This is a genomic window from Stenotrophomonas sp. AC248, from assembly GCF_979258185.1.
Genome location: NZ_OZ409840.1, coordinates 2,577,489 through 2,598,386 on the forward strand (window position 1 = coordinate 2,577,489; position 20,898 = coordinate 2,598,386).

The 20,898-nt window shown below is 65.6% G+C and carries 22 protein-coding genes; 10 read left to right on the top strand and 12 right to left on the bottom strand.

Annotation, left to right across the window (positions count from 1 at the left end; translation table 11 throughout):
- Positions 1-4 precede the first annotated feature (4 nt).
- From ACZ0AE_RS11735 to ACZ0AE_RS11760, 6 genes are read right to left on the bottom strand one after another with little or no spacing between them, the layout of a single operon-like run.
- Positions 5-1,945, bottom strand: coding sequence for a response regulator (locus ACZ0AE_RS11735; RefSeq protein ID WP_463601196.1), 1,941 nt, complete (start codon positions 1,943-1,945; stop codon positions 5-7).
- Entirely contained in the window at positions 1,932-2,789 is an 858-nt protein-coding gene (locus ACZ0AE_RS11740) for a sensor histidine kinase (RefSeq protein ID WP_038687828.1), read from the bottom strand. The genes ACZ0AE_RS11735 and ACZ0AE_RS11740 overlap by 14 nt, the downstream gene beginning before the upstream one ends.
- Positions 2,789-3,805 carry an ATP-binding protein gene (locus ACZ0AE_RS11745; RefSeq protein ID WP_463601197.1) on the bottom strand — a complete coding sequence of 339 codons (1,017 nt, stop codon included), beginning with the start codon at positions 3,803-3,805 and terminating at the stop codon, positions 2,789-2,791. The genes ACZ0AE_RS11740 and ACZ0AE_RS11745 overlap by 1 nt, the downstream gene beginning before the upstream one ends.
- A complete protein-coding gene (locus ACZ0AE_RS11750; RefSeq protein WP_038687824.1) occupies positions 3,796-4,197 on the bottom strand; it encodes an ATP-binding protein in 402 nt (133 codons plus the stop codon). Before ACZ0AE_RS11750 ends, ACZ0AE_RS11745 begins: the two co-directional genes overlap by 10 nt.
- Positions 4,194-4,559: an STAS domain-containing protein gene (locus ACZ0AE_RS11755; RefSeq protein WP_038687823.1), complete on the bottom strand. Its 366-nt coding sequence runs from the start codon at positions 4,557-4,559 to the stop codon at positions 4,194-4,196. The genes ACZ0AE_RS11750 and ACZ0AE_RS11755 overlap by 4 nt, the downstream gene beginning before the upstream one ends.
- Position 4,560: 1 nt before the next feature.
- Positions 4,561-5,421, bottom strand: coding sequence for an STAS domain-containing protein (locus tag ACZ0AE_RS11760; protein ID WP_447594275.1), 861 nt, complete (start codon positions 5,419-5,421; stop codon positions 4,561-4,563).
- A 332-nt stretch (positions 5,422-5,753) separates the two neighbouring features.
- Between ACZ0AE_RS11760 and ACZ0AE_RS11765 the strand changes: the two genes are divergently transcribed.
- Positions 5,754-6,113 carry a bleomycin resistance protein gene (locus tag ACZ0AE_RS11765; protein ID WP_463602089.1) on the top strand — a complete coding sequence of 120 codons (360 nt, stop codon included), beginning with the start codon at positions 5,754-5,756 and terminating at the stop codon, positions 6,111-6,113.
- Between the two features lie 711 nt (positions 6,114-6,824).
- Here the strand turns inward: ACZ0AE_RS11765 and ACZ0AE_RS11770 are convergent.
- Positions 6,825-7,115 carry a hypothetical protein gene (locus tag ACZ0AE_RS11770; protein WP_463601198.1) on the bottom strand — a complete coding sequence of 97 codons (291 nt, stop codon included), beginning with the start codon at positions 7,113-7,115 and terminating at the stop codon, positions 6,825-6,827.
- A 220-nt stretch (positions 7,116-7,335) separates the two neighbouring features.
- Here ACZ0AE_RS11770 and ACZ0AE_RS11775 point away from each other — a divergent pair, with 220 nt between their 5' ends.
- The 6 genes from ACZ0AE_RS11775 (at position 7,336) to ACZ0AE_RS11800 (ending at position 13,472) form a co-directional block, all read left to right on the top strand.
- Complete coding sequence (locus ACZ0AE_RS11775) at positions 7,336-7,506, top strand: CsbD family protein (RefSeq protein WP_081797188.1); 171 nt, start codon at positions 7,336-7,338, stop codon at positions 7,504-7,506.
- A gap of 221 nt (positions 7,507-7,727) precedes the next feature.
- A complete protein-coding gene (locus ACZ0AE_RS11780) occupies positions 7,728-8,159 on the top strand; it encodes a hypothetical protein (RefSeq protein ID WP_463602090.1) in 432 nt (143 codons plus the stop codon).
- Positions 8,160-8,345: 186 nt separating this feature from the next.
- Positions 8,346-10,385 carry a TonB-dependent receptor gene (locus tag ACZ0AE_RS11785; RefSeq protein ID WP_463601199.1) on the top strand — a complete coding sequence of 680 codons (2,040 nt, stop codon included), beginning with the start codon at positions 8,346-8,348 and terminating at the stop codon, positions 10,383-10,385.
- Position 10,386: 1 nt separating this feature from the next.
- A complete protein-coding gene (locus ACZ0AE_RS11790; protein WP_463601200.1) occupies positions 10,387-11,817 on the top strand; it encodes a PepSY-associated TM helix domain-containing protein in 1,431 nt (476 codons plus the stop codon).
- 3 nt (positions 11,818-11,820) lie between these two features.
- Positions 11,821-12,207: an MFS transporter gene (locus ACZ0AE_RS11795; RefSeq protein WP_463602091.1), complete on the top strand. Its 387-nt coding sequence runs from the start codon at positions 11,821-11,823 to the stop codon at positions 12,205-12,207.
- 17 nt (positions 12,208-12,224) lie between these two features.
- Positions 12,225-13,472, top strand: coding sequence for an arsenic transporter (locus ACZ0AE_RS11800; protein ID WP_463601201.1), 1,248 nt, complete (start codon positions 12,225-12,227; stop codon positions 13,470-13,472).
- An 84-nt stretch (positions 13,473-13,556) separates the two neighbouring features.
- Here the strand turns inward: ACZ0AE_RS11800 and ACZ0AE_RS11805 are convergent, their stop codons facing one another.
- The 5 genes from ACZ0AE_RS11805 to ACZ0AE_RS11825 form a co-directional block, all read right to left on the bottom strand.
- On the bottom strand, positions 13,557-13,913 hold the full coding sequence (locus ACZ0AE_RS11805) for a YkgJ family cysteine cluster protein (RefSeq protein ID WP_038687801.1): 357 nt from the start codon (positions 13,911-13,913) through the stop codon (positions 13,557-13,559).
- A gap of 280 nt (positions 13,914-14,193) precedes the next feature.
- On the bottom strand, positions 14,194-15,375 hold the full coding sequence (locus tag ACZ0AE_RS11810; RefSeq protein WP_463601202.1) for an MFS transporter: 1,182 nt from the start codon (positions 15,373-15,375) through the stop codon (positions 14,194-14,196).
- 101 nt (positions 15,376-15,476) lie between these two features.
- Positions 15,477-16,382, bottom strand: a complete 906-nt coding sequence (locus ACZ0AE_RS11815) for a LysR substrate-binding domain-containing protein (RefSeq protein WP_463601203.1) — start codon at positions 16,380-16,382, stop codon at positions 15,477-15,479.
- A 162-nt stretch (positions 16,383-16,544) separates the two neighbouring features.
- Positions 16,545-16,922 (bottom strand): putative quinol monooxygenase, encoded by a 378-nt coding sequence (locus ACZ0AE_RS11820; protein ID WP_463601204.1) that lies wholly within the window; start codon positions 16,920-16,922, stop codon positions 16,545-16,547.
- 50 nt (positions 16,923-16,972) lie between these two features.
- The gene (locus tag ACZ0AE_RS11825; RefSeq protein WP_463601205.1) at positions 16,973-17,641 is read right to left on the bottom strand and encodes a carboxymuconolactone decarboxylase family protein; all 669 of its coding nucleotides are present in this window, start codon (positions 17,639-17,641) and stop codon (positions 16,973-16,975) included.
- Between the two features lie 197 nt (positions 17,642-17,838).
- On the opposite strand from ACZ0AE_RS11825, the gene ACZ0AE_RS11830 reads away from it, so the two are divergent.
- The 3 genes from ACZ0AE_RS11830 to ACZ0AE_RS11840 all read left to right on the top strand — a co-directional run bounded on the left by ACZ0AE_RS11830 (position 17,839) and on the right by ACZ0AE_RS11840 (position 20,870).
- Complete coding sequence (locus ACZ0AE_RS11830; RefSeq protein WP_463601206.1) at positions 17,839-18,732, top strand: LysR family transcriptional regulator; 894 nt, start codon at positions 17,839-17,841, stop codon at positions 18,730-18,732.
- 309 nt (positions 18,733-19,041) lie between these two features.
- The gene (locus ACZ0AE_RS11835; protein ID WP_463601207.1) at positions 19,042-19,422 is read left to right on the top strand and encodes a hypothetical protein; all 381 of its coding nucleotides are present in this window, start codon (positions 19,042-19,044) and stop codon (positions 19,420-19,422) included.
- Positions 19,419-20,870: a DUF1254 domain-containing protein gene (locus ACZ0AE_RS11840; RefSeq protein ID WP_463601208.1), complete on the top strand. Its 1,452-nt coding sequence runs from the start codon at positions 19,419-19,421 to the stop codon at positions 20,868-20,870. The genes ACZ0AE_RS11835 and ACZ0AE_RS11840 overlap by 4 nt, the downstream gene beginning before the upstream one ends.
- Positions 20,871-20,898: the final 28 nt, after the last annotated feature.

Sequence of the window (20,898 nt, forward strand, 5' to 3'; positions counted from 1 at the left end):
CCGCTCAGGCCAGCGGAAGCATCTGGCGCACGCTGCGCAGCAGTTCGTTGACGCTGAACGGCTTGGGCAACAAGGCCATCCCGGTTCCGAGAAAATCGTTACGTACCACCGCGCTCTCGGTATAGCCGGTGATGAACAGCACCGGCAGCTGCGGCCGTAACGCGCGGGCAGCGTCGCCCAGCTCGCGGCCGTTCATACCGGGCAGACCCACGTCGGACAGAAGCAGGTCGATGCCGCGCTCGGAGTGCAGCTCCAGCAGCGCCTGCTGCGCGTTGATCGCCTCCACGACCTGGTAGCCCGACTCCATCAGCATCTCGCGCACCATCATGCGCACCGAATCGGTGTCGTCCACCAGCAGGATCCGCTCGGACCGTCCACGCGGCACCTGGGTGGGCTGCGGCGCCTGCTCGGGGCTGAGCAGCTGGCCTTCGGGCAGCAGAAGCTCGATCTCGGTCCCTTCCCCGCGCTCGCTGGCGATGCGCGCACTGCCGCCAGACTGCCGGGCAAACCCGTAGGTCATCGACAAGCCCAGGCCGGTGCCCTCGCCCTGCGGCTTGGTGGTGAAGAACGGCTCGAAGACCTTGGTCAGCAGCTCAAGCGGAATGCCGCTGCCGTTGTCGAGCACCTTCACGCTGATGTAGTGCCCCGGCGCCAGCTCATGATCGCGCTCCACATAGGTGCGGCCGGCCCGGATCCGGATCAGCCCCTGGCCGGCCAGCGCGTCGCGCGCATTGATCACCAGATTGAGGATCACGTTCTCGAACTGGTTCGGATCGGCCACGGCCACCATGGGCTGCGCGCCCAGCTCCAGTTCCAGCTCGATGTTCTCGCCAATCGACCGGCGCAGCATGTCTTCCAGCGAGCGGATCCGCGCCACCACGTCGAAGGTCTGCGGATCGAGCGGCTGCTTGCGTGCGAAGGCCAGCATGCGTTGGGTCAGTGCGGCGGCGCGGTGGGCCGAGGCGGTGGCGATGTCGACATAGCGCGAGGCCTTGTCCCATGCGCCTCGGGCCACGGCGATCTCGATCATGTCCAGGCCGGAGATGATCGTGGTCAACAGGTTGTTGAAGTCGTGCGCGATGCCGCCGGTGAGCTGGCCCAGCGAATCCATCTTCTGCGCCTGCAGCAGCTCGACCTCGGTGCGCTGGCGCTCTGCGATCTGGAAGGCCAGTTCCGAGGTCGCGCTTTCCAGCTCCTGGCGCTGCTCGGTCTCGCGCGCGTGGCGTTCGGTGGTGTCCTGGACCAGCACCAGGCCCTGGCCGGGCGCACGGTACGGCGTGACGCGCCATTCGGTGATGCGCGTTGCCGCGCCCACACGCAGGGTAAACGTGCCCTGCCAGCGCTCGCCCTCGGCCAGCGCAACCTTCAGCGCGCTCAGCGGGACCACCTGGTCCGCCAGCAACGCCTCCAACCTGCCCGGCGCACCGTCTTCACCGAGCAGCCGCACGAAGGCGTCGTTGGCATCGTGATAGCGCAGCTCGGCATCCAGTACCGCGATCGGCGCGTTGATCTGGCGGAAGATCTCGCCAAAACGTGCTTCGGCTTCACGCAGGGCTTCTTCCGAACGCCGCGCGCGCAACAGCGTGCGCAACGTGGCCAGCAGGACGTCCGGATCGACCGGGTGGATCAGGTAGGCGTCCGCACCGGCGTTCAAGCCGGTGATGAGGTCACCGGTGGCGATCGAGGCCGCCGACACGTGCACCACCGGCAGCAGCCGCATGCGCGGGTCGTCGCGCAGCTGCCGCACCACGTCGAACCCGCTCATGTCCGGCAGGTTGACGTCCAGCACCAGCGCACCGAAATCCTGCCGCGCCAGCTGTGCCAGGCCCTCCCCACCGGTACCGGCCTCTTCGACCTTGTAGCCGTGATGCTCCAGCACGCGCCGCACCGCATAGCGGGTTGCGGCGTTGTCATCCACCACCAGAATGCGATCAGAGTTCGGCACGGGGCGTCTCCTCGGCGAGCTTGTAGGGCAGCACCACGTAAAAGTCCGAGCCTTCGCCGACCACGCTGTCCACGCCCACATGGCCGCCCAGCAGTTCGGCGAAGCGCTTGCACAGCGACAGCCCCAGGCCGGTGCCGCGCAGGCGCTTCTGCAGCGGCGTATCGACCTGGACGAAATCCTCGAACAGGGTGGACTGCAGGTCCGCCGGGATGCCGATGCCGGTGTCGCGCACGCTGAAGCGCACCGAATCATCGCCCTGCATGCGGGCCGAGACGACCACCTGCCCGTTGGGGGTGAACTTCAGTGCGTTGGAAATGAAATTGCGCAGGATCTGCGCCAGTTTCTTGTCATCGGTGTACAGCATGGGCAACGCCGGCGGGTCCTCGAACAGGAGGTCCAGCTGGTCGCCTTCGACCAGCGGGCGGAACATGCCGCGCAGCGCCGAAAACAGATCCATCAGGTCGAACCAGGCCGGCGAGATGGTGATGCGGCCGGCCTCGATCTTGGCCAGGTCCAGCAGGTCGTCCACCATCTCGCGCAGCTCGCTGGTGGAGGCGCTGATGAAGCGCACCTGGCGGCGCTGTTCATCGGTGAGCGGACCGTCCATGCCGTCCTCCAGCAGGCGCGTCATGCTCAGGATCGAGCCCAGCGGCGTGCGGAATTCGTGGCTCATGTAGGACAGGAACCGGCTTTTCAGCTCCGAGACCTCGCGCAGCTGCTCGGCCTGCTGGTCCAGCTCGGCATACAGCGCCAGCACGCCCTGGTTGGTTTCGTCCAGTTCGGCGCGCAGTGCGTCGGCTTCCATGCGCAGCTGCTGCACCTGCTGATCGTTGGCAGTGGACATCAATGTAACTCTCCAAGTCGCAGGGCAACGATGCCGACATCGTCCCGACCGCGGTCGAAATCACGCTGCAGCACCGCCACGATCAATGCCGGGTGGCGGTGGACCAGGCCGGGGTAGTCGCGCAGGCTCCAGCGCGCCTGCAGTCCGTCGCTGTGCATGACCAGCAGCGTGCCTGCGTGAGTGTGAAAGTGAAAGGGTTGTGCCTTGCGGAACTGCACCCCGACGATGCCCGGGTGCGAGGCCATCCCGCGCGAGCCGGTGGGCTCGCACAGCGAGGCGGAAATGTTGCCGATGCCGGCGAACTGCACGTTCTGGCCGTCCTGCCCGACACAGGCCACGGCGGCGGCGCCCCCGCGGCTGCCGGACATGCCCGCATGCATCGTGCCGATCAGCGTGGCAGCATCGAAGGCCGAGGCGGTGGCCATGGCCGCCGTGCCGGCCTGGGCGGCATCGGCCGCGGGCAGGCCATGGCCCAGTCCATCGATCAGGGTCAGTGCGGTGGTGTGCCCGTCGGCGCGCAGGTGCCAGCCGTCCCCGCAGGCCACTTCATGGCGCATGGGAATGCGCAACGCGCCGTAGGCAAGGTCGATGTCCGGCGCGCATCGGCTCGGGTAGATGCGCGCCACGATCACCGCGCCGCGTGCATCGGACCAGGCATCCAGCACCGTTGCCTGGCGACGGATGGCGCCCAGCCCCAGCCCCTGTGTACCGCCGGTGGAGACGCCATCGGGAAGGCACTCGGACAGCGAGAAACCGGGGCCGGCATCCAACGTGCACAGTTCCACGCCACGACCACTGCGGCCGCAGACCAGCGACAGGTACATGCGCCCGCCGCGACCGTGCTTGATCACGTTGGTGGCCAGTTCGGTGGCGGCCAGGGCCACGCGCCCGGCGTCCATCTCGTCAAAGCCGGCATGGTCGGCCAAGGCCAACGCTTCGCGCCGTGCCTGCCCGACCTGCGAGACTTCTTCGACCACCACCACCCGGGTCACCTGGCCGGTGAAGTTCAGGTCCATTTGGTGATGGCAATGCGCGTGCCCTCGCCGGGTGCGCTGTCCAGCTCGAAGTCGTCCACCAGCCGGCGCGACCCCGACAGCCCCAGGCCCATGCCCGAGCCGGACGACCAGCCATCGGTGAGTGCCTGGGCCAGATCGGGAATGCCGGGGCCCTGGTCGGTGAACACCAGGCGCACGCCCTTGCGCAGGCCGCTTTCCAGTATTTCCCACGCCATGGTGCCGCCACCGCCGTAGATCACCGCGTTGCGGGCCAGCTCGCTGGCAGCGGTCACCAGTTTGGTCTGGTCGATCAGCCGCAGCTTGCACGCCACCGCCGCCTGGCGCGCGGCCTGGCGTGCCAGCACCACATCCTGTTCGACGCGGATCGGCAACACCCCGGTCGGCGCGGTCATGGCAGCTCTTCGTCGGTGCGCTGCAGCAGCTTCATGCCGCGCTCGACGTTGAGCGCGGTGCGTACGCCGCTGAGGGTGAGCCCCAGCTCCACCAGCGTGATCGCTACTGCCGGCTGCATGCCCACCACCACGGTGGTGGCATCCATGATCCGGGCGATGGAGGAAATGGTGGAAATCATGCGCCCGATGAAGGAATCCACGATGTCCAGTGCGGAGATGTCGATCAGCACACCACGCGCGGAGGTGCGGCGGATCTTCTCGCTCAGGTCGTCCTGCAGGGTCAGCGCCAGCTGGTCATGCATGTCCACCTGGATGGTCACCAGCAGCAGATCGCCCATTTGGAGGATCGGAATGCGTTCCATGTCAGCGCTCTGCCCGAACCACCGTCTGCCCGGTGCGCTTGAGCGCCAACGCCAGCGCGTCGGCCAGGTTGGCCTTGGTCACGATGCCCTGCAGGTCCAGCCCGAGGTGCACGATGGTCTGGGCGATCTGCGGCCGTACGCCACTGATGATGGCGTCGGCGCCCATCAGGCGGATGGCGGTGACCGTCTTGAGCAGATGCTGGGCAACCAGGGTGTCCACGGTGGGCACGCCGGTGATGTCGATGATGGCGATTTCCGAGCCGGTATCCACGATCCGCTGCAGCAGCGACTCCATCACCACCTGGGTGCGCTGCGAATCCAGCGTGCCGATCATCGGCAGCGCCAGCACGCCTTCCCACAGCTTCACCACCGGGGTGGACAGCTCCAGCATTTCTTCCTGCTGGCGCTGGATGACGTCTTCGCGGGTCTTCTGGAACGCCTTGACGCTGTGCAGGCCGAGCAGGTCCAGCAGTTCGGAGATCGCCCACAACTGGTCACCCAGCAGCGCCGGGTCATCGGCATAGCCCTGCTGGATCAGGTCGAACAGCGGACGCTTGAGCGAGAACAGGAAGCGCGCGGTTTCGGCCGAGTCGAAGCCCTTGAGCACGCGGTCGCGCGACAGGTCTTCCAGGAACCGGCGGATCTCCTGCCAGTCGGCGCCGGTCAGGCTGCCCACGTTGGCCACCGACAGCGCCTGCAGGAACAGGCGCCAGAATTCGCGCGCCTGGGCATCCAGTTCGCGGGCCGACAACCGCCCATCCTGGGTCTGGGTGCTGGATGTCAGGTTGTCCGTCCACTGGGCCAGCAGGGGCTCCTGATGGCTGCGGATGAGGTCGATCGTGCGCTGCTGCAAAGCCGCCATGCGGAATTCCTGCAAAGAAAGGTAGAGAACCAGACCGGCGCACCTGAATGGGCGCCGGGACGGGAGCTTAAATCAATTCAGGTAGCTGAGGAGCGTACGGTGAAGCGTCTGATGTGAAGGAATTGCCCACATAGCTGACTGGTTCAGATAACGCCCATTCAAGCTTCACCATCGTTGCGCAGCCATTCGATCGCGGTGTGCGCGATGCGGTGCTTACGGTGGCAACGCGGCCACATCCCGGGACTCTAGAATGCAGGGGCGACGAGAAAGAACCGCGCGCAGTCGCACGCAAGCGACCCGTCGTCCCCTGCAACGCCGCCATCGGAGAGAAACTGATGCAACAGACCGTCATCCCCCAGCTGCGCATGACCGATGCAACCGTCAGCGTGCCGTTCTACCAACAGCTGGGCTTCACCATCGACTGGGAGCACCGCTTCGCGCCCGACATGCCGCTGTTCGTGCAGATCCGCCGCGAAGGCCAGCTGCTGTTCCTGACCGAACATGCCGGCGACTGCGAACCCGGCGGTTCGGTGTACTTCCATGTGCCGGACGTGGATGCACTGCATGCCGCGTTTGTGGCCGCCGGAGCGGCCGTGTTCCGCGCGCCGGCCGATGTGCCGTGGGGCGGCCGCGAGATGATGGTGGTGGATCCGGATCACAACCGGCTGCGGTTTGCTACGCAGGGGGATTGAACCCCAGTCTCGCAACACCCTCCACGCTGCAGGATGCGCGCCAGCAGACGCGGGCATCGTCCTGGCGGCGGTGAAAAAGGCAGGCTGGACCGTCACGGGCAAGCCCGAACGCACGCCCAAGCACTTCGACGTCCTGCGGTTGCCCATACCGCAAACGGCCAGGTCCGCTTGCCCCGGTAGGGTCGGTTCCCAAACGACCGCCGATACACGGTCCACGCCATTGCACGCATAACCTTCAACGGAGGCGCGCCGTTGATCGCAACCAAGCTCGCCGTTCCAGCGTCATGTCGCCACCGAACGCTGGCCGTTCCACGGCAGTCGACCAAGGTTCGACCCTACCAGCCACGAGCGCAGCAGGAATGCCCCGCCCGCATGGCGTCCCAGTCACGGCCTCCGTTGCCGCAAACAGCCGGGCCGCCGCCCCGGTAGGGTCGGTTCCCAAACGACCGCCGATACACGGTCCACGCCATTGCACGCATGACCTTCAACGGAGGCGCGCCGTTGATCGCAACCAAGCTCGCCGTTCCAGCGTCATGTCGCCACCGAACGCTGGCCGTTCCACGGCAGTCGACCAAGGTTCGACCCTACCAGCCACGTCCAGCGCAGCACGCAAGCAGAAAGCGGCCGACCACGAAAAGTGGAACGTGCCCGCCTGACCTGCCCGCACCACGCACCAACAGCGCCCCGGAGTCTTCCCGGGCGCTTCAGCTGCTAGGCCGATTGCAGCTGCCACTGACGCAGGGCCGCGCCTCTCAGCGCCTGCTCGCCGCACCCGGTGGGGCAACGCAGGACGCGCGCTGCTGACGTGCTGACGAAACCCTGCCCTTCCTGCGCCTTGAAGATCACCTCGCACGACAGGCAACGCGCCACCATCGAATACAGGTGGACGATGCGGCCACTGCTCGGATCCTGCAACGCGTTCACATCGAGCAGATCGAACTGGCAGCTGTCGGGCATCGCGCGCCGGGGAAGCGGATGGGGAACGGAGGTCTGCAGGTTCACGAGCGCGCGCCATGGAGGGGATGGGCAAAACTGTAAGCGTCCGGATGTGGAGCGCGAGTGCAGACGTCATGCAGTCACCGACATGCTTGCCGTTCTTCATCGCGCGAGCGTTGCAACCCTGAACCGTTTGGTATCGGGCGGCAGGATTTCACTCACGCCACACCCCACACGCAAGCAGCATGGCCAAGCCCACTCCGGGCACTACAGCGAGGCATTGAACATGGACAAGAACCGTACCGAAGGTGCAAAGAACCAGGTCAAGGGCACCGTGAAGGAAGTAGCTGGCAAGGTCACCGGCGACAAGGCCCAGGAGCTTGAAGGCAAGGCCCAGAAAACCGTTGGCAAGGTGCAGAGTGAAGTGGGCAAGGCCAAAGACAACGCCCGTCACTGACGTGAGCGCGCTGCTCCTGAGCTGTGGCGAGGGAGCAGTAGCGACCGACCTGATGAGTGGCCATCCGCCCCCGTCGAGGGCTGGCCGCAGGTGCGACAAACCGTCGCAATCACGCTGAAACCGGGCACCTTCGCCGCGGGGATTCCCCGATATGGCCTAGAATCCGGGCCGTGCGCTCCCCTGTTCTCCACCGCTGGCTTCACGCCTGGGCCTGCCTGGCCATGCTGCTTGTGGTGCTCGCACCTCTGGTAAGCCGGGCGCTGGCGCATCCGCCGGCCGCTGTCGTACAGCCCGCGAATGCGCATGCCGCACATTCGCAGCCGGTCGAAACCGCCGCACCGCACGCGCACCCCATGCATCACGATTCGGCCCATGGCATGGATCACGCCATGACGCATCCGCCGGGACATGCCGACTCAGCACCCGCTGCCGCACCCACGCCTGCCGATCCCCATGCACAGCACGACATGGGCGTGGACTGCGACTACTGCGTGATCGCCGCGCGGATGATCAGCCTGCTGGTCGCCCTGCTCCTGCTGATGACCGTCGGGCCGCTGCACTTCCGCGCCTTGGCTGGCCTGGTGGCTACGCGGCAATCTCCCTCACCGGGAACCCTCGGCGCACGCGGTCCACCGCACGCCCTCGCCTGCTGATCCAGCGTAGGCCTCAAGGCGCGCATCGCGCCACGCCGTCATTGCTCCGCTAGACGCGCCGGCCCTTGCCCGGGTGCATGCGCGTGGCGCTGGATCCAGCCCGTCTCCTCCAACCATCGGCTCACACGCCGGCGCCTTTGCCTGTCTCGACCCCACGAGGGTTGCGGCATTTCGATGTTGTGCACAATGAACCCACCTCCCGCTCCACACCGGCTTTCCCACGCCCTCCTGGCCGCACTCGCCTGCGCGGCCACCGTCCCATCGATTGCCGCCGCACAGGACGGCACCGTGCTCACCCTGGGCACCGTGCAGGCCCGCGCCACCGCCGAACGCGCGCTCCCGGCGCGCTCAGTATTCAGCTCGGTGGACATCATCGGCGGCGACCTGCTGCAGCAGCAGAAGGTGGACCACAGCTGGGAGCTGCTGATGAACGCCCCCGGCGTGCAGGTCACCCAATTCAAGATGGGCACCGATGCCGGCCGCTTCTCCTTCCGCGGCTTCAACGGCGAAGGCCGCATCAATGCGGTCAAGCTGCTCATCGACGGCATTCCCAGCAACGACAACGCCGGCGGCATGCCCTATCTCGACGCCGTGTTCCCGCTCGACATCAACGCGATCGAGATCGTGCGCGGCACCAACGATGCCCGCTATGGCCTGCATGCCATTGCCGGCGATGTGAACGTGCTCACCCGTCAGGGCGGCAACGACGGCCAGCTCAGCGTCACCGTGGGCAGCTTCGGCACCCGGGACATCCAGTTGGCCAAGGGGTTCGAGAACGGCGCGTGGTCGCAGAACTATTTCATCGGCTGGCGCAGCGCCGATGGCGAGCGCGACCATGCCGATGGCACGCAGCGCAGCTTTGCCGGCAAATGGTTCTATACCGATCCCGATGGCCGCTGGCGGGCGGGCCTGACCAGCCGTTACTACAAAAACGCCGCACTGGAAGCTGGCTACCTGAGCTACGCCGACGTCCGGGCCAACCCCAACCAGTCACCCGACTACGCCCGCGATGACCGCAGCGAGCGCGAAACCCTTCAGACCGCCCTGCACCTCGATGGCGCGCTGGGCACCGACTGGAGCTGGAACGCCAAGGCTTACCAGAATGACTACCGCAACCAGCGCTGGGTAACGTTCACCGCCGGCGGCGCGCAGCAGGAGCGCTTCAACGACGAAACCCACCGCGGGCTGATCTTCAACACCACGTGGCGCCCCACCACGGCGCTGACCGAGTTCGTTCTGGATGCCGGTGTGGACGGGCAGTGGCAGGACAACACCGCGCGCCGCTTCCGCACCGTGGCGCGCGAGCGCCAGGCCACCCTGCGCGACTGGGATTTCGACCTGGACACCCGCGGCGCCTACGTGCAGGCCGTGATCCGCCCCACCCCGGCGCTGAAGATCGTGCCCGCCTTCCGTGTGGACCACATCGGGGGTGACTTCCACAACGTGGCCGCCACCACCCGCGCGCCGGTGTACGACTACGGCCTGATCAAGCAGCCCAAGCTCAGCGTGTCCTACGACCTGGCCAGCACCACGGTGGCCTACGCCAACTGGGGCCGCACCTTCCAGATCGGCAGCGGCAACGGTGCCTACCGCACCCAGGCCGGCAACCTCCTGCCCTCCATCAACGAGGGCTGGGAGACCGGCCTCAAGTGGGCGCCCACCCACGGCCTGCAGACCCGGGTGGCCTACTGGGAACAACGCGCGTCCGATGAAGTGGCCACCATCCTTGGCGTCAACGGCAGCGTGGGCAGCAACGAAGTGGGCAACGTGGGCAAGACCCTGCGCCGCGGCTGGGACGCGCAGCTGACCTGGCAGGCCAACCCGCACTGGCGCGCGTGGGCCGCGTACTCGCGGCAGAAAGCCGTGATCCAGGTACCCGACCCCACTGCGCCGAGCACCCGTGGGCGGCAGATCGAGAACGTACCCAACTGGCTGGCCAGCGCCGGCGTGGAATACGCCCCCACCACGGACTGGACCTTCAGTGCCTGGGGCAATGGTCAGGGCGATTACTTCGTGGAGCGCACCAACACACTCGGCCGTTACGGTGGCTACGCGCTGTTGAACCTCAGCGCCAGCTACCGGCTGGATGCGCGCAACCAGCTGGCCCTGCAGCTGAAGAACGCAACGGACCGTTTTTACGTGTATGCCTGGTATGACACTGGGTCGTCGGGCTACTCGCCGGGCGATGGCCGCGCGCTCTACCTGAGCTGGACCCGGGAGCTCTGAGATGGACACCACCCCCACCCCGCGCACCCCAGGCCGCTGGCGCTTCTACCGCGCGGTGTGGCGGTGGCATTTCTATGCCGGCCTGTTCGTGCTGCCCTTCATCGCCTGGCTGGCGCTGACCGGTGCCGCCTACCTCTACCAGAAGCCGATCGACCGCTGGGTGCACCATGACCTGAAGGTGGTGGCACCCTCGCCGCAGGCGCCTTCGCCGCCCAGCGCCCAGATCGCCGCAGTCACCGCCCTCTCCCCCGGCGACGTGTTCCGCTACACCACGCCCGAACGCGCCGATGGCAGCGTGGAAATCGGCGTGCTGCAGCCCAACGGGCAGCGCGAGGTCTACTACGTTGACCCGACCACCGCGCAGGTGCGCGGGCACCTGCCCGACAAAGGCACGTTCTCCGGCGTCGTGCGCCGCCTGCACAGCCTGGACCTGCTGGGCGACTACGCCAGCGCGCTGATCGAGATTGCCGCCGGCTGGGCGATCCTGCTGGTACTCACGGGCCTCTACCTGTGGTGGCCACGAGGGCAGAAAGGCGGCATCACGACCGTGCGCGGGCAGCCGCGCCAGCGCCTGTTCTGGCGCGACCTGCATGCTGTCACCGGCGTCTGGGTGGGGCTGGTGCTGCTGTTCCTGGCCGTCACCGGCATGCCGTGGTCGGTGGTGTGGGGCAAGCAGGTGAACGCGTGGGCCAACGGGCAGGACTACGGCTACCCCGCCGGTGTGCGCGTGCAGGTGCCGATGTCGCAGCAACGGTTGGCCGATGCCACCTCGCCCACCTGGTCCATGGAACAGGCGCGGCTGCCAGCGTCGGCGCCGCCCCATGCGCACCACGCCGCTGCCGAAAAGCACGACGGGCACGAAGGCCACGGCGGTGGCGCACTGGGCGACCTGTCACCGCAGCCGGGTGCCATCGGAATCGACGCGGCCGTGAAGCGGTTCAACCGCCTTGGGCTGACGCCCGGCTACAGCGTGGCCCTGCCGCGTGGCCCGATGGGCGTGTACACCGCCTCGGTATACCCGGAAGACGTGGCAGGCCAGCGCGTGGTGCACCTGGACCAATACAGCGGCCGGGTGCTGCTGGACATGGGCTACGTCGACTACGGCGCGGTGGGGCGCGGGCTGGAATGGGGCATCAACGTGCACCTGGGACAGGAGTACGGCACGTTCAATCGGCTGTTCCTGCTGGTGGCCTGCGCTGCCATCGTAATGTTGTGCGTGAGTGGCGCGGTGATGTGGTGGAAGCGCCGGCCGCTGGGCGGCATCGGGGTGCCGCCACTGCCCAGGGAACGGCGCACGGTCGCCATCGTGTTCGCACTGCTGTGCGTGGGCGGGGTGCTGTTCCCGTTGGTGGGGGTGTCGCTGCTGGTGGTGGGCGTGCTGGATTTCGTTGCCAGTGGTGGGTGGCGTACACCGGGCGTATCACGGAACTGAAGCATCGCTCGAAGGACGGCCACGCTCCCCTGCTGTGCTACACCCCTATCCGACGCGCCTGCCTGGCTGCTCGGCGTACAGCTGCTCGATGGTATTGGTGCCGGCATCTTCGGCGCCCTGCTCCCGGTCATCGTCAGTGACCTCACCCAGGGAACCGGTCGCTTCAACGTCACGCTGGGCGCGGTGTCCACCGCATTCGGGCTGGGCGCCGCCTTCAGTCCGGGGCTGGCCGGGATGATCGTCCAGTTCGCTGGGTATGATGTCGCGTTCCTGACCCTGGCAGCGGTTGCCGCCCTCGCCTTCGTGCTGGCCATGGCCATGCCGGAGACCCGCCCCCAGGCCAGCAGTGCCACCGAATCCGCGACACCGCCGCCCGACGCCCGCCTTTGAGTTTCCCCGAGCAATCGATGCAGATCCCCACCACGTCCCTGATCATCTGGACGGTAACCGCCGTCGCCACCTGCGGTGTCATCTTTCGCCCCTGGCGCATTCCCGAGTACGCCTGGGCTCTGGGCGCGGCCGCGCTGCTGACCGTCACCGGGCTGCTGCCGTTGAACACGGCCATGACCGCCGTGGCCGAAGGGGGCGATGTCTACCTGTTCCTGATCGGCATGATGGTGCTGGCCGAACTGGCACGGCAGGAAGGGCTGTTCGACTGGCTGGCCGCGTACGCGGTGCAGCATGCCAAGGGCTCGGGGAAACGCCTGTTTGACCTGGTGTTCCTGGTGGGCACGCTGGTCACGATCTTCCTGTCCAACGACGCCACGGCCGTCGTGCTCACGCCAGCAGTCTACGCGGCCTGCAAGGCCGCCCGGGCCAACCCGCTGCCGTATCTGTTCGTCTGTGCGTTCGTGGCCAACGCGGCCAGCTTCGTCCTGCCCATTTCCAATCCGGCCAACCTGGTGGTCTTCGGCGAGCACATGCCTTCGCTGCCCGAATGGCTGCGGCAGTTCACCCTGCCTTCGCTGGCCGCCATCGGCATGACCTACCTGGTACTGCGACTGGCGCATCGCCGCCAGATCGCACAGCCGCTGGTGGCGCTGGCCGAACAGCAGCCACTGTCCGAGGGCGGCCGCTTGTGCGCCATCGGCGTCGGCGTCACCGGCAGCGTGCTGCTGGTCACCTCGGCCATGAACGGGCCGCTGGGTCTGACCACCTTCTGCGCCGGTGCAGTCACTCTGGCCGCCATCCGTCTGCTCCAACGCCGCAGCCCGCTGCCGATCCTGCGCCATGTGTCCTGGGGCGTGCTGCCATTGGTTGCCGGGCTGTTTGTACTGGTCGAGGCCGTGGCGCACACCGGGGTGATTCGCATCGCCGCCGACGCACTGGAGGCCTTTGCACGCACATCGCCCGGCGAAGCCAGCTGGCTGGCCGGTGGTGCGGCTGCCCTGCTGAGCAACCTGGCCAACAACCTGCCGATCGGCCTGGTAGCCGGCTCGGTGGGCCAGATGGCCGACCTGCCCACACAGACCCGCGCCGCGCTGCTCATCGGCGTGGATCTCGGTCCCAACCTGTCGGTAACCGGCTCGCTGGCGACCATGCTCTGGCTGGTGGCGCTGCGCCGCGAGGGCGAGCACGTCAGCGCGCTTGCCTTCCTGCGCCTGGGCGTCCTGGTGATGCCGCCGGCCTTGCTTGCCGCGCTCTGGCTTCTGTAGCCGCCTGGTGCCATGGCGGATTGGTTGCGGTGGCCACTTCGCCCCCGGCGTGCCGATTGAACCAATTGCCAGCAGCCCGCTCGGCTAAAGCAGCACCTGCCGCGTGCTGCCAAGATAGCGATGGATCTCCTCCTCCACTGCCTCATCGATCATATAGACCGGCCGCTGGCCATTCGGACAGCGCAGGCGCGGGGTGGTCCCGAACAACCGGCAGATCAGCGGGCGCTCCGCGTAGATTTCGCACCCCTGCTCACCCAGGTAGGGGCAACTGAGTTCGGCCAGGGCGGCATCGTGCTCGGCCTCGCTTTTCACAGGCAGGCGCGCCATCTCCTCGCTCGACACCGTGACCGGGCCACAGCAGTCGTGGCACCCGACGATGCACCGGAAGGAAGGGATCTGATCGCGCAGCCGCAGTAGAGTGTCGCTGTTGGTATAGGGCATTGCGATGAGCCTCGGCCACGCATCGGCGGAAGGGGCATTTTACTCCCCCGCGGTCTCGATATCGCCGATCACTGCGGAAGGCGTCAGATGACTCACTCCCCCAGCACGCGCGCGATCGCAGCCGTCAGCAGTCTCCCCAAGGTTTCCTTCGCCAGCCCGGGTTCGCGCACGCCCCGCATCGCCAGGCCCTCCACCAGCACCCGCAGCAGCAGGGTGCGGGCGCCGCCTTGTGCGCGCCTCGGCCGACCAGAGCGCGTGCCATCCAACGCGCCGATGCCGGTCAGGTAACCGAAGACTCCAGCTCTCCCTGGCGCCGCCTCTGCAGGGACAACACCATCACCGCAAGCACCGCGGCCGACCCGCCCGTCAGCGGGATGGACGCCAATGACGCATAGCTGATCGTGAGACCGCCCAATGCACCGCCCAGCGCAGTCCCCAGATTGAAAGAGGCGATGTTCAACCCCGCCGCCACCGAACTGTAGGCGGGAATGAAGCGCTGGGCCTGCCTAAGCAGCCGCAGCGTCAACAGGGTCACGATGGCGAAGAAGCAGATGCCCAGCGTGCCGATCAGAAGCATCATCGGCACCGGCATGCTTGCCACGCCGTACAGGCCGAGCAGATTCAGCGTCAACGCGACCAACGCCAACCGGATGCTGCGATCCACGTCCATCGCGTCGGCAAGGAAGCCCCCCAGGAGATTGCCGGCAATCGCACAGATGCCGAACAACAGCATCCCCATACTCAGCCACTGCACGCCCACCGCAGTGACCTGCTGCAGGTAGGGCGAGACAAACGTAAAGAACGAGAACGTGGCAATGCTGACGAGCGCGCCGATACCGGCGGTGATCAGCAGCTGGGGATGGGTGATGGCCTGGATGCCCTTCCATGCGCCAGCGCCGGTTGACTCCACCTCGGCCACGCCGCGCGGCATGCACAGCGCCAGTCCAAGCATGCCGCCGACACTGAGCACGCCGATAGCCATGAACACCACGCGCCAGGACCACAGGCTTCCCAGATAGGTGCCGAGCGGAACGCCGATGGCCAGTGCGAGCGTCAGCCCGATCCACACCACCGACAGCGCCCGACCGGATCGCTGTGGATCCACCAGCCGGGTGGCCGCGTCGGAGGCCACCGCCATGAACACGCCGTGGCCCAGGCCGACCACGAAGCGGACAGCCAGCAGAACCATCAGATTGGGCGACGCACTCATCAGCAGGCTGCCCACCCCAAGCAGGGCCGTCGCCAGCAGCAGGGTATGCCTGTCCCGCCAGTGGGCGACCAGCGCGGTGATGAACGGCGCCCCGATGGCGGCACCCAGTGCGTAAGCGGCAATGGCCGTACCGACGAGGGAAATCGGCGCATCCAGATCGTCGGCAATGGCGGTCAACAGCCCCGCGACGACGAACTCGGAGAGACCGAACGCGAATGCGCACAGCGAAAATACATAGATGGCGGCGGGCATTGCAGATCCTCAACAGCGGGGCTGCCGAAGACTAGTGGCTTGCCTGGTGCGGGTGAAGGACTGTCTGCATACCGCACCAAGACGCGGCGCGTCTCATCCGATCAGGGCGATGGCAAGGTCTCCAGGACCGCCTGTATCAACCGGTCGCGGATCGCCGATGCCCGGGTCTCGTTCCACGCCATGAACAGGTCCAGGCGGGACAGCGCATCGGAAGTGTCCACCTGGAGCGGGCGGAACACCACGTCCGTCCGCGCATTCGTCGCCAGGGACGCGGGCAGCAGCGCTACGCCGAACCCAGCCGCTACCAGGGCGATCAGGGTCTGCATCTGTCGGCCGTGCTGCACGATGTCGGGAACAAACCCCGCTGCGTGACACAGGCTGAGGAGCTGGTCATGGAACCCCTTGCCGAGCGTCCGCGGTGAGGCGACGAACGCGTCGTCCTTGAGCAGTTCCAGCGCGATGGTCGGGGCCGCTTCCAGCCGATGGCCGGCAGGCAGCGCGACGACAATCGGTTCGCTGGACACGGTGGCCAGGCGCAGGTGCGGGACAGAGGTTCCGGGCGTCCGCATGAACCCGATATCCGCCCTGCCCTGCTCCAGCGCGATCACCTGCTCCTGGGTCGTGGCTTCCACCATGGTGAACGAAATGCCGGGGGAAGCATGTCGGAAACCGCGAAGCGCGCGTAGCAGAGGGGCGTAGGGCGCGATGTTGATGAAGGTCAGCGTAAGGTGGCCCTCAATGCCTTCCGCCACCCGCCGCGTCTGCGCCACGCCCTCCTCCAACGCGCGCAAGGTGCTGCGCGCAGTGACAAGGAATGCCGCCCCGGCCGGGGTCAGCGCCACACTGCGATTGGTGCGCACGAACAGAGGCGCACCGACGGCGCTCTCAAGCTTGCGGATTGCCTGGCTCAGCGGGGGCTGGGCCATGTGCAGCCGCTCGGCGGCACGATTGAAGTGCAGCTCTTCGGCAACGGCAACGAACTGTTGGAGCAGGCGGGTCTCGATCACTGAAACGCCACACCTCTTGTTTCCCCTGGATTGGGCGTGGTCAACATAGCAAATCACGGCGCCTGGGGCGCCGATGCGCTCTGGATCTCAACCCCCCGCGTTTTGCTCTGCACCCGTTCCAAGGTCTATGACTTACTTCATTTCCCGCCGGCAGACCGACTGCTACTTGATCTTCAGTTCCGGCAAGAGAGGGTCAACATCAACCAACTCCAGTGACTTGACCATGTGCAAGGTCCCGTTCTTGTACTTGAGGAAATGCGAACTCTTCACATGCGTTTCGTAAGCCTGCCGGCTTGCATAGATCTCAAGGATTGTCAGCCGCGTCGGATCTTCCTTGTCAAACACCGCATACAGCGACAGCACGCCTGGTTCAAGCGCCATGGAGGCGCGAACTTCCTCAGCCAGGGCAGCTCGATACGCGGGAAGATGGTCTGCATTGACGGTGATCTTTGAGAGCCTCGTCATCTGGGCCTCCTCAGCGCCAACACTGAAGGCGCATGCCGCCACGCCGATGAAAGTGCCGATCAGTATCTTGTTCACTTAAGCCTCCCGTTCGTGCATGCCACTCGACGATGCCTCTCGCCTGAACATCATTCGGGTCGGGCCTCCAGGTGACGTTGAATGCCGAGGCGGACGCGCTCGGCAGCCTCCAGGCCGACGCGCGCTTCGAGAACATCCGCTATCCCATACAGCTGCTCTGGGCGCAGCCCTATGTTCATACTGATACCGATGTGCGACTGCAACTGGGGCTCTACCCCGGACATGGCCGCCAGCATGCTGACCGTTGCCAACTCCCGGCTTTGCCAATCCAGGTTGTCGCGCTCGAAGATGTCGCCAAACAGGTGCGTACGCAAATACTCATTTGCCTGCGGTGCGAAATCGAACAAAGCCCCGGAGACCGGCCCCCCAGCCAGCTTGGTCTGATTGGCCGTGCCTGCAGCGAGCAACGCGTCGCCTTTGGGGATCGGCCGGCCCGGCTCGCGACCGATTTCATCCTGAAGGCCGCGCTGCCTGCGGGCTTCTGCCACCCTCATCAGTTCGCTCAACGCATTCAGACTGCGCGGAAACCCCGCATAGGCGTAGACCTGCACGAGGATCTCTCGCGCTTCGGCCACGCTCAACCCCGCGTCGAGCGCTTGATTCACTGCGTCCCGGAGGTTTGCCATGTCGCCGGCGGCTGCGGAGGCGCTCATCGGGATGATCGCTTGCTGCCGGAGATCCAATACGGTGGCAGAAACCACGTGCGACTCAGTATTCATAGCGCTTCCTTCCTGTGCATGAACCCTCTGTACCGGCACGCCGACAAGTATCGCCGCAGCCATCAGACAGGCAATACGGTTCGGTTTCATGCGCGGGAGGCCTCGGGGGGATGAAGGTCACCACGATAGTCGCCGGCCGCTACCGCGATAACCGGGCTGAAAGTTGATGCATTGCTGAATTCAGCTCACAATTGGCCATGAGCGCTGTGAAGACCAACGACCTCCAGGCCTTTCTGGTAGTGGCACAGGAACAGAGCTTCACCAAGGCGGCCGTTCGCCTGGGAGTGACCCCCTCTGCACTCAGCCACTCGATGCGGCTGCTGGAAGAACGCCTGGGCATCCGGCTACTGGCCCGCACTACACGCAACGTCTCCCCTACCGAGGCGGGCGAGCGGCTGATGCACTCCATCGCACCGCACTTCGAGGCCATCGGCGCCAGCGTCGAGGCACTGGGGGAGCTGCGCGACCGTCCGGCCGGAACCCTACGGATCTCCTGCACGGACGATTCCATGGAGACCATCATCCGTCCGCGGCTTGCCGGGTTCCTCGCCGAGTACCCGGATATCACGCTTGAGTTCTACGTGGACTACGGGTTCACCAACGTGGTGGAACAACGCTTCGACGCTGGCATCCGGCTGGGCGAGGCGCTCAGCAAGGACATGATCGCGGTCAGGGTTGGACCCGATTGGCGCTTGGTCGTGGTTGGATCTCCTCATTACTTCGCGAAGCATCCGAAGCCGCGGAAGCCCGCCGACATCATGCAACACCGATGCGTGCACATCCGGCATCGCCCAAACGGTGCCATCTACGCCTGGGAGTTCGAGGAGGGCGGCAAGGAGTTCACCGTACGCGGCGAAGGCCAACTGGTGTTCAACAGCATGACCCACGTCGTCAATGCCGCCGTGGACGGCCTGGGCTTGGCCTATGCGCCCGAACCGATGGTCACCGAGCATATTGCGGCGGACAGGCTGGTTGCCGTGTTGGACAAATGGTGCTTGCCCTTCCCCGGCTACCACCTCTACTACCCAAACCGCCGGCAGCCCTCGCCTGCGTTTACGGCGCTGGTCGCTTGGCTGAAGCGGGATGAGTGAAATGGGAAGGACGTAGGGGAGATTACGGCGGCATCTTTCGAGGAAGTGATCAGGTCCTGAAACTGACCGCCGTACGGACAGCGTATTGGTCGCTGCCACAGCCGTAAGGTCCGCTTCCGGCCAGGAGCGGACATCGCAGTGAATCTGCCGCCACTTCTGAGCGATAGCGCCAGGAAGCAAATGGCATGCTCGGTCCAACGCCAGTATAAATACGTAGGGTTCGCCGGTGTTTTCTCTGACGCCGCACCGCGTCGGCGCTCCTAACCTGACCTTCCAAGTGCTTTCCGAGCATCAGAAGGTGTGAACCCAATGGCAAGCGCCCCTATCCCTGCCTCCGAACAGATCCGTGAGGAGCACGTCTATGTCGTCGGCGCCCAGGCCGTGCTCCGGGCTACGCCACTCACGGAGTACGTGCACAGCATGGCCGATCCGAGGGTGATGCCCTTCCACGGCATCGGCCTATCAGGTGACCGCGGATCAGAATGGGAGAAACTGGACGCCCCCACGATGCGAGGGTTGATACGTTCAGCCACTACTGCCGCTCAGATCATCGAAGAAACCAACGCTAACGCTGCCGAGATCAAGGTACTCAACTGGCTACTGGCACCCGAAGGAAGCATCAATCTGACGATGCGCCTGTATGGATTCGGCAGCCTGACGCAACCAGGGCTGAAAGGAGACGGGTCGTGACACGCAATTCGAACGCCGTGGCATTGTTGGCTTTGATCGCCCTGACCGCAGCCAGCGGATGCAAAAAGACATCTGACAAGCCACCCACGCCTGCTGAGCCCGCCGGTCCGGCCGCCACATCGGTGCTTTCGGCCGATGAGGTGCGCGCTATCACAAAGGAGGCGTACATCTACGGGTTTCCGATGGTGGACAGCTATCGAGTCCAGCACGCCTACTTCGTGGACAAGAAGAATCCCGAGTACAAGGGAGGCTTCAACGAGCTGCACAATACGGCTCGGGTCTATACGCCGGAAGACAAGGCGGTCCAGACGCCTAATTCGGACACCCCTTATTCAATCCTCGGGCTGGACCTGCGTGCAGAGCCAATGGTCCTGACAGTGCCGGCAGTGGATCCCAAGCGTTACTACAGCATCCAACTAATAGATGCCTACACCCATAACTTTGCCTACATCGGCAGCCGGGCGACGGGCAGCCGCGCCGGCAACTACCTTATCGTCGGACCGGAATGGAAGGGCGACACTCCGCAGGGAGTTACTCAGGTCATCCGCGCAGAAACGAGCTTGGTGTTGGCGGTCTATCGCACTCAGCTGTTCAATACGCGCGATATCGATGAAGTGAAGAAGGTGCAGGCTGGTTTCAAGGTGCAACCCCTTTCTGCGTTCCAGGGACTACCCGCTACGGCGACGGCACCTGCCATCGATTTCATCCAACCCTTGACTCCACAGACACAAAAGACCTCGCTGGAGTTCTTCAACATCCTGAACTTCGCGCTCCAGTTCGCCCCCACCGTGCCTTCGGAGCAGAAGCTAAGGGCGCGCTTCGCCCAGATTGGCATCGGGCCCGGTCTTCCGTTCGATGCCAGCACCCTGTCGCCGGAAACCCGTACCGCCATGGAACAGGGAATGGCCGACGCTTGGAGCGAGTTTGATGCCCTGAAGAAGCGAATCGACGCCAGGGAAATCACCTCAGGTGACATGCTCGGTACGCGTGAATACCTGAAGAACAACTACCTGTACCGCATGGCCGCAGCCGTGATCGGCATTTACGGTAATTCCAAGCAAGAGGCGATGTACCCGTTGTATGGGGTTGATGCTGAGGGTCAGAAGCTGGATGGATCCAAGCGCTATGTGCTGCGCTTCCCGCCGGGGAAGCTCCCGCCTGTTAATGCATTTTGGTCCGTGACCATGTACGGGATGCCATCGAGCCTGTTGGTGGCCAACCCCATCGATCGCTATCTGATTAATTCGCCAATGGTGGCTTCGATGCGCAAGGACGCGGACGGCGGCCTGTCCATCTACGTCCAACACGATTCTCCTGGAAAGGACGAGGAAGCAAACTGGCTACCCGCGCCCAAGGGTCCGTTCATGGTGGCCATGCGCCTGTACTGGCCAAAGGAAGAGGCACTCGATGGCGTCTGGACTGCACCGCCGCTCGAGGTTGCGCCATAACCTGGCACGGCCGACTGCTCGATCGCTT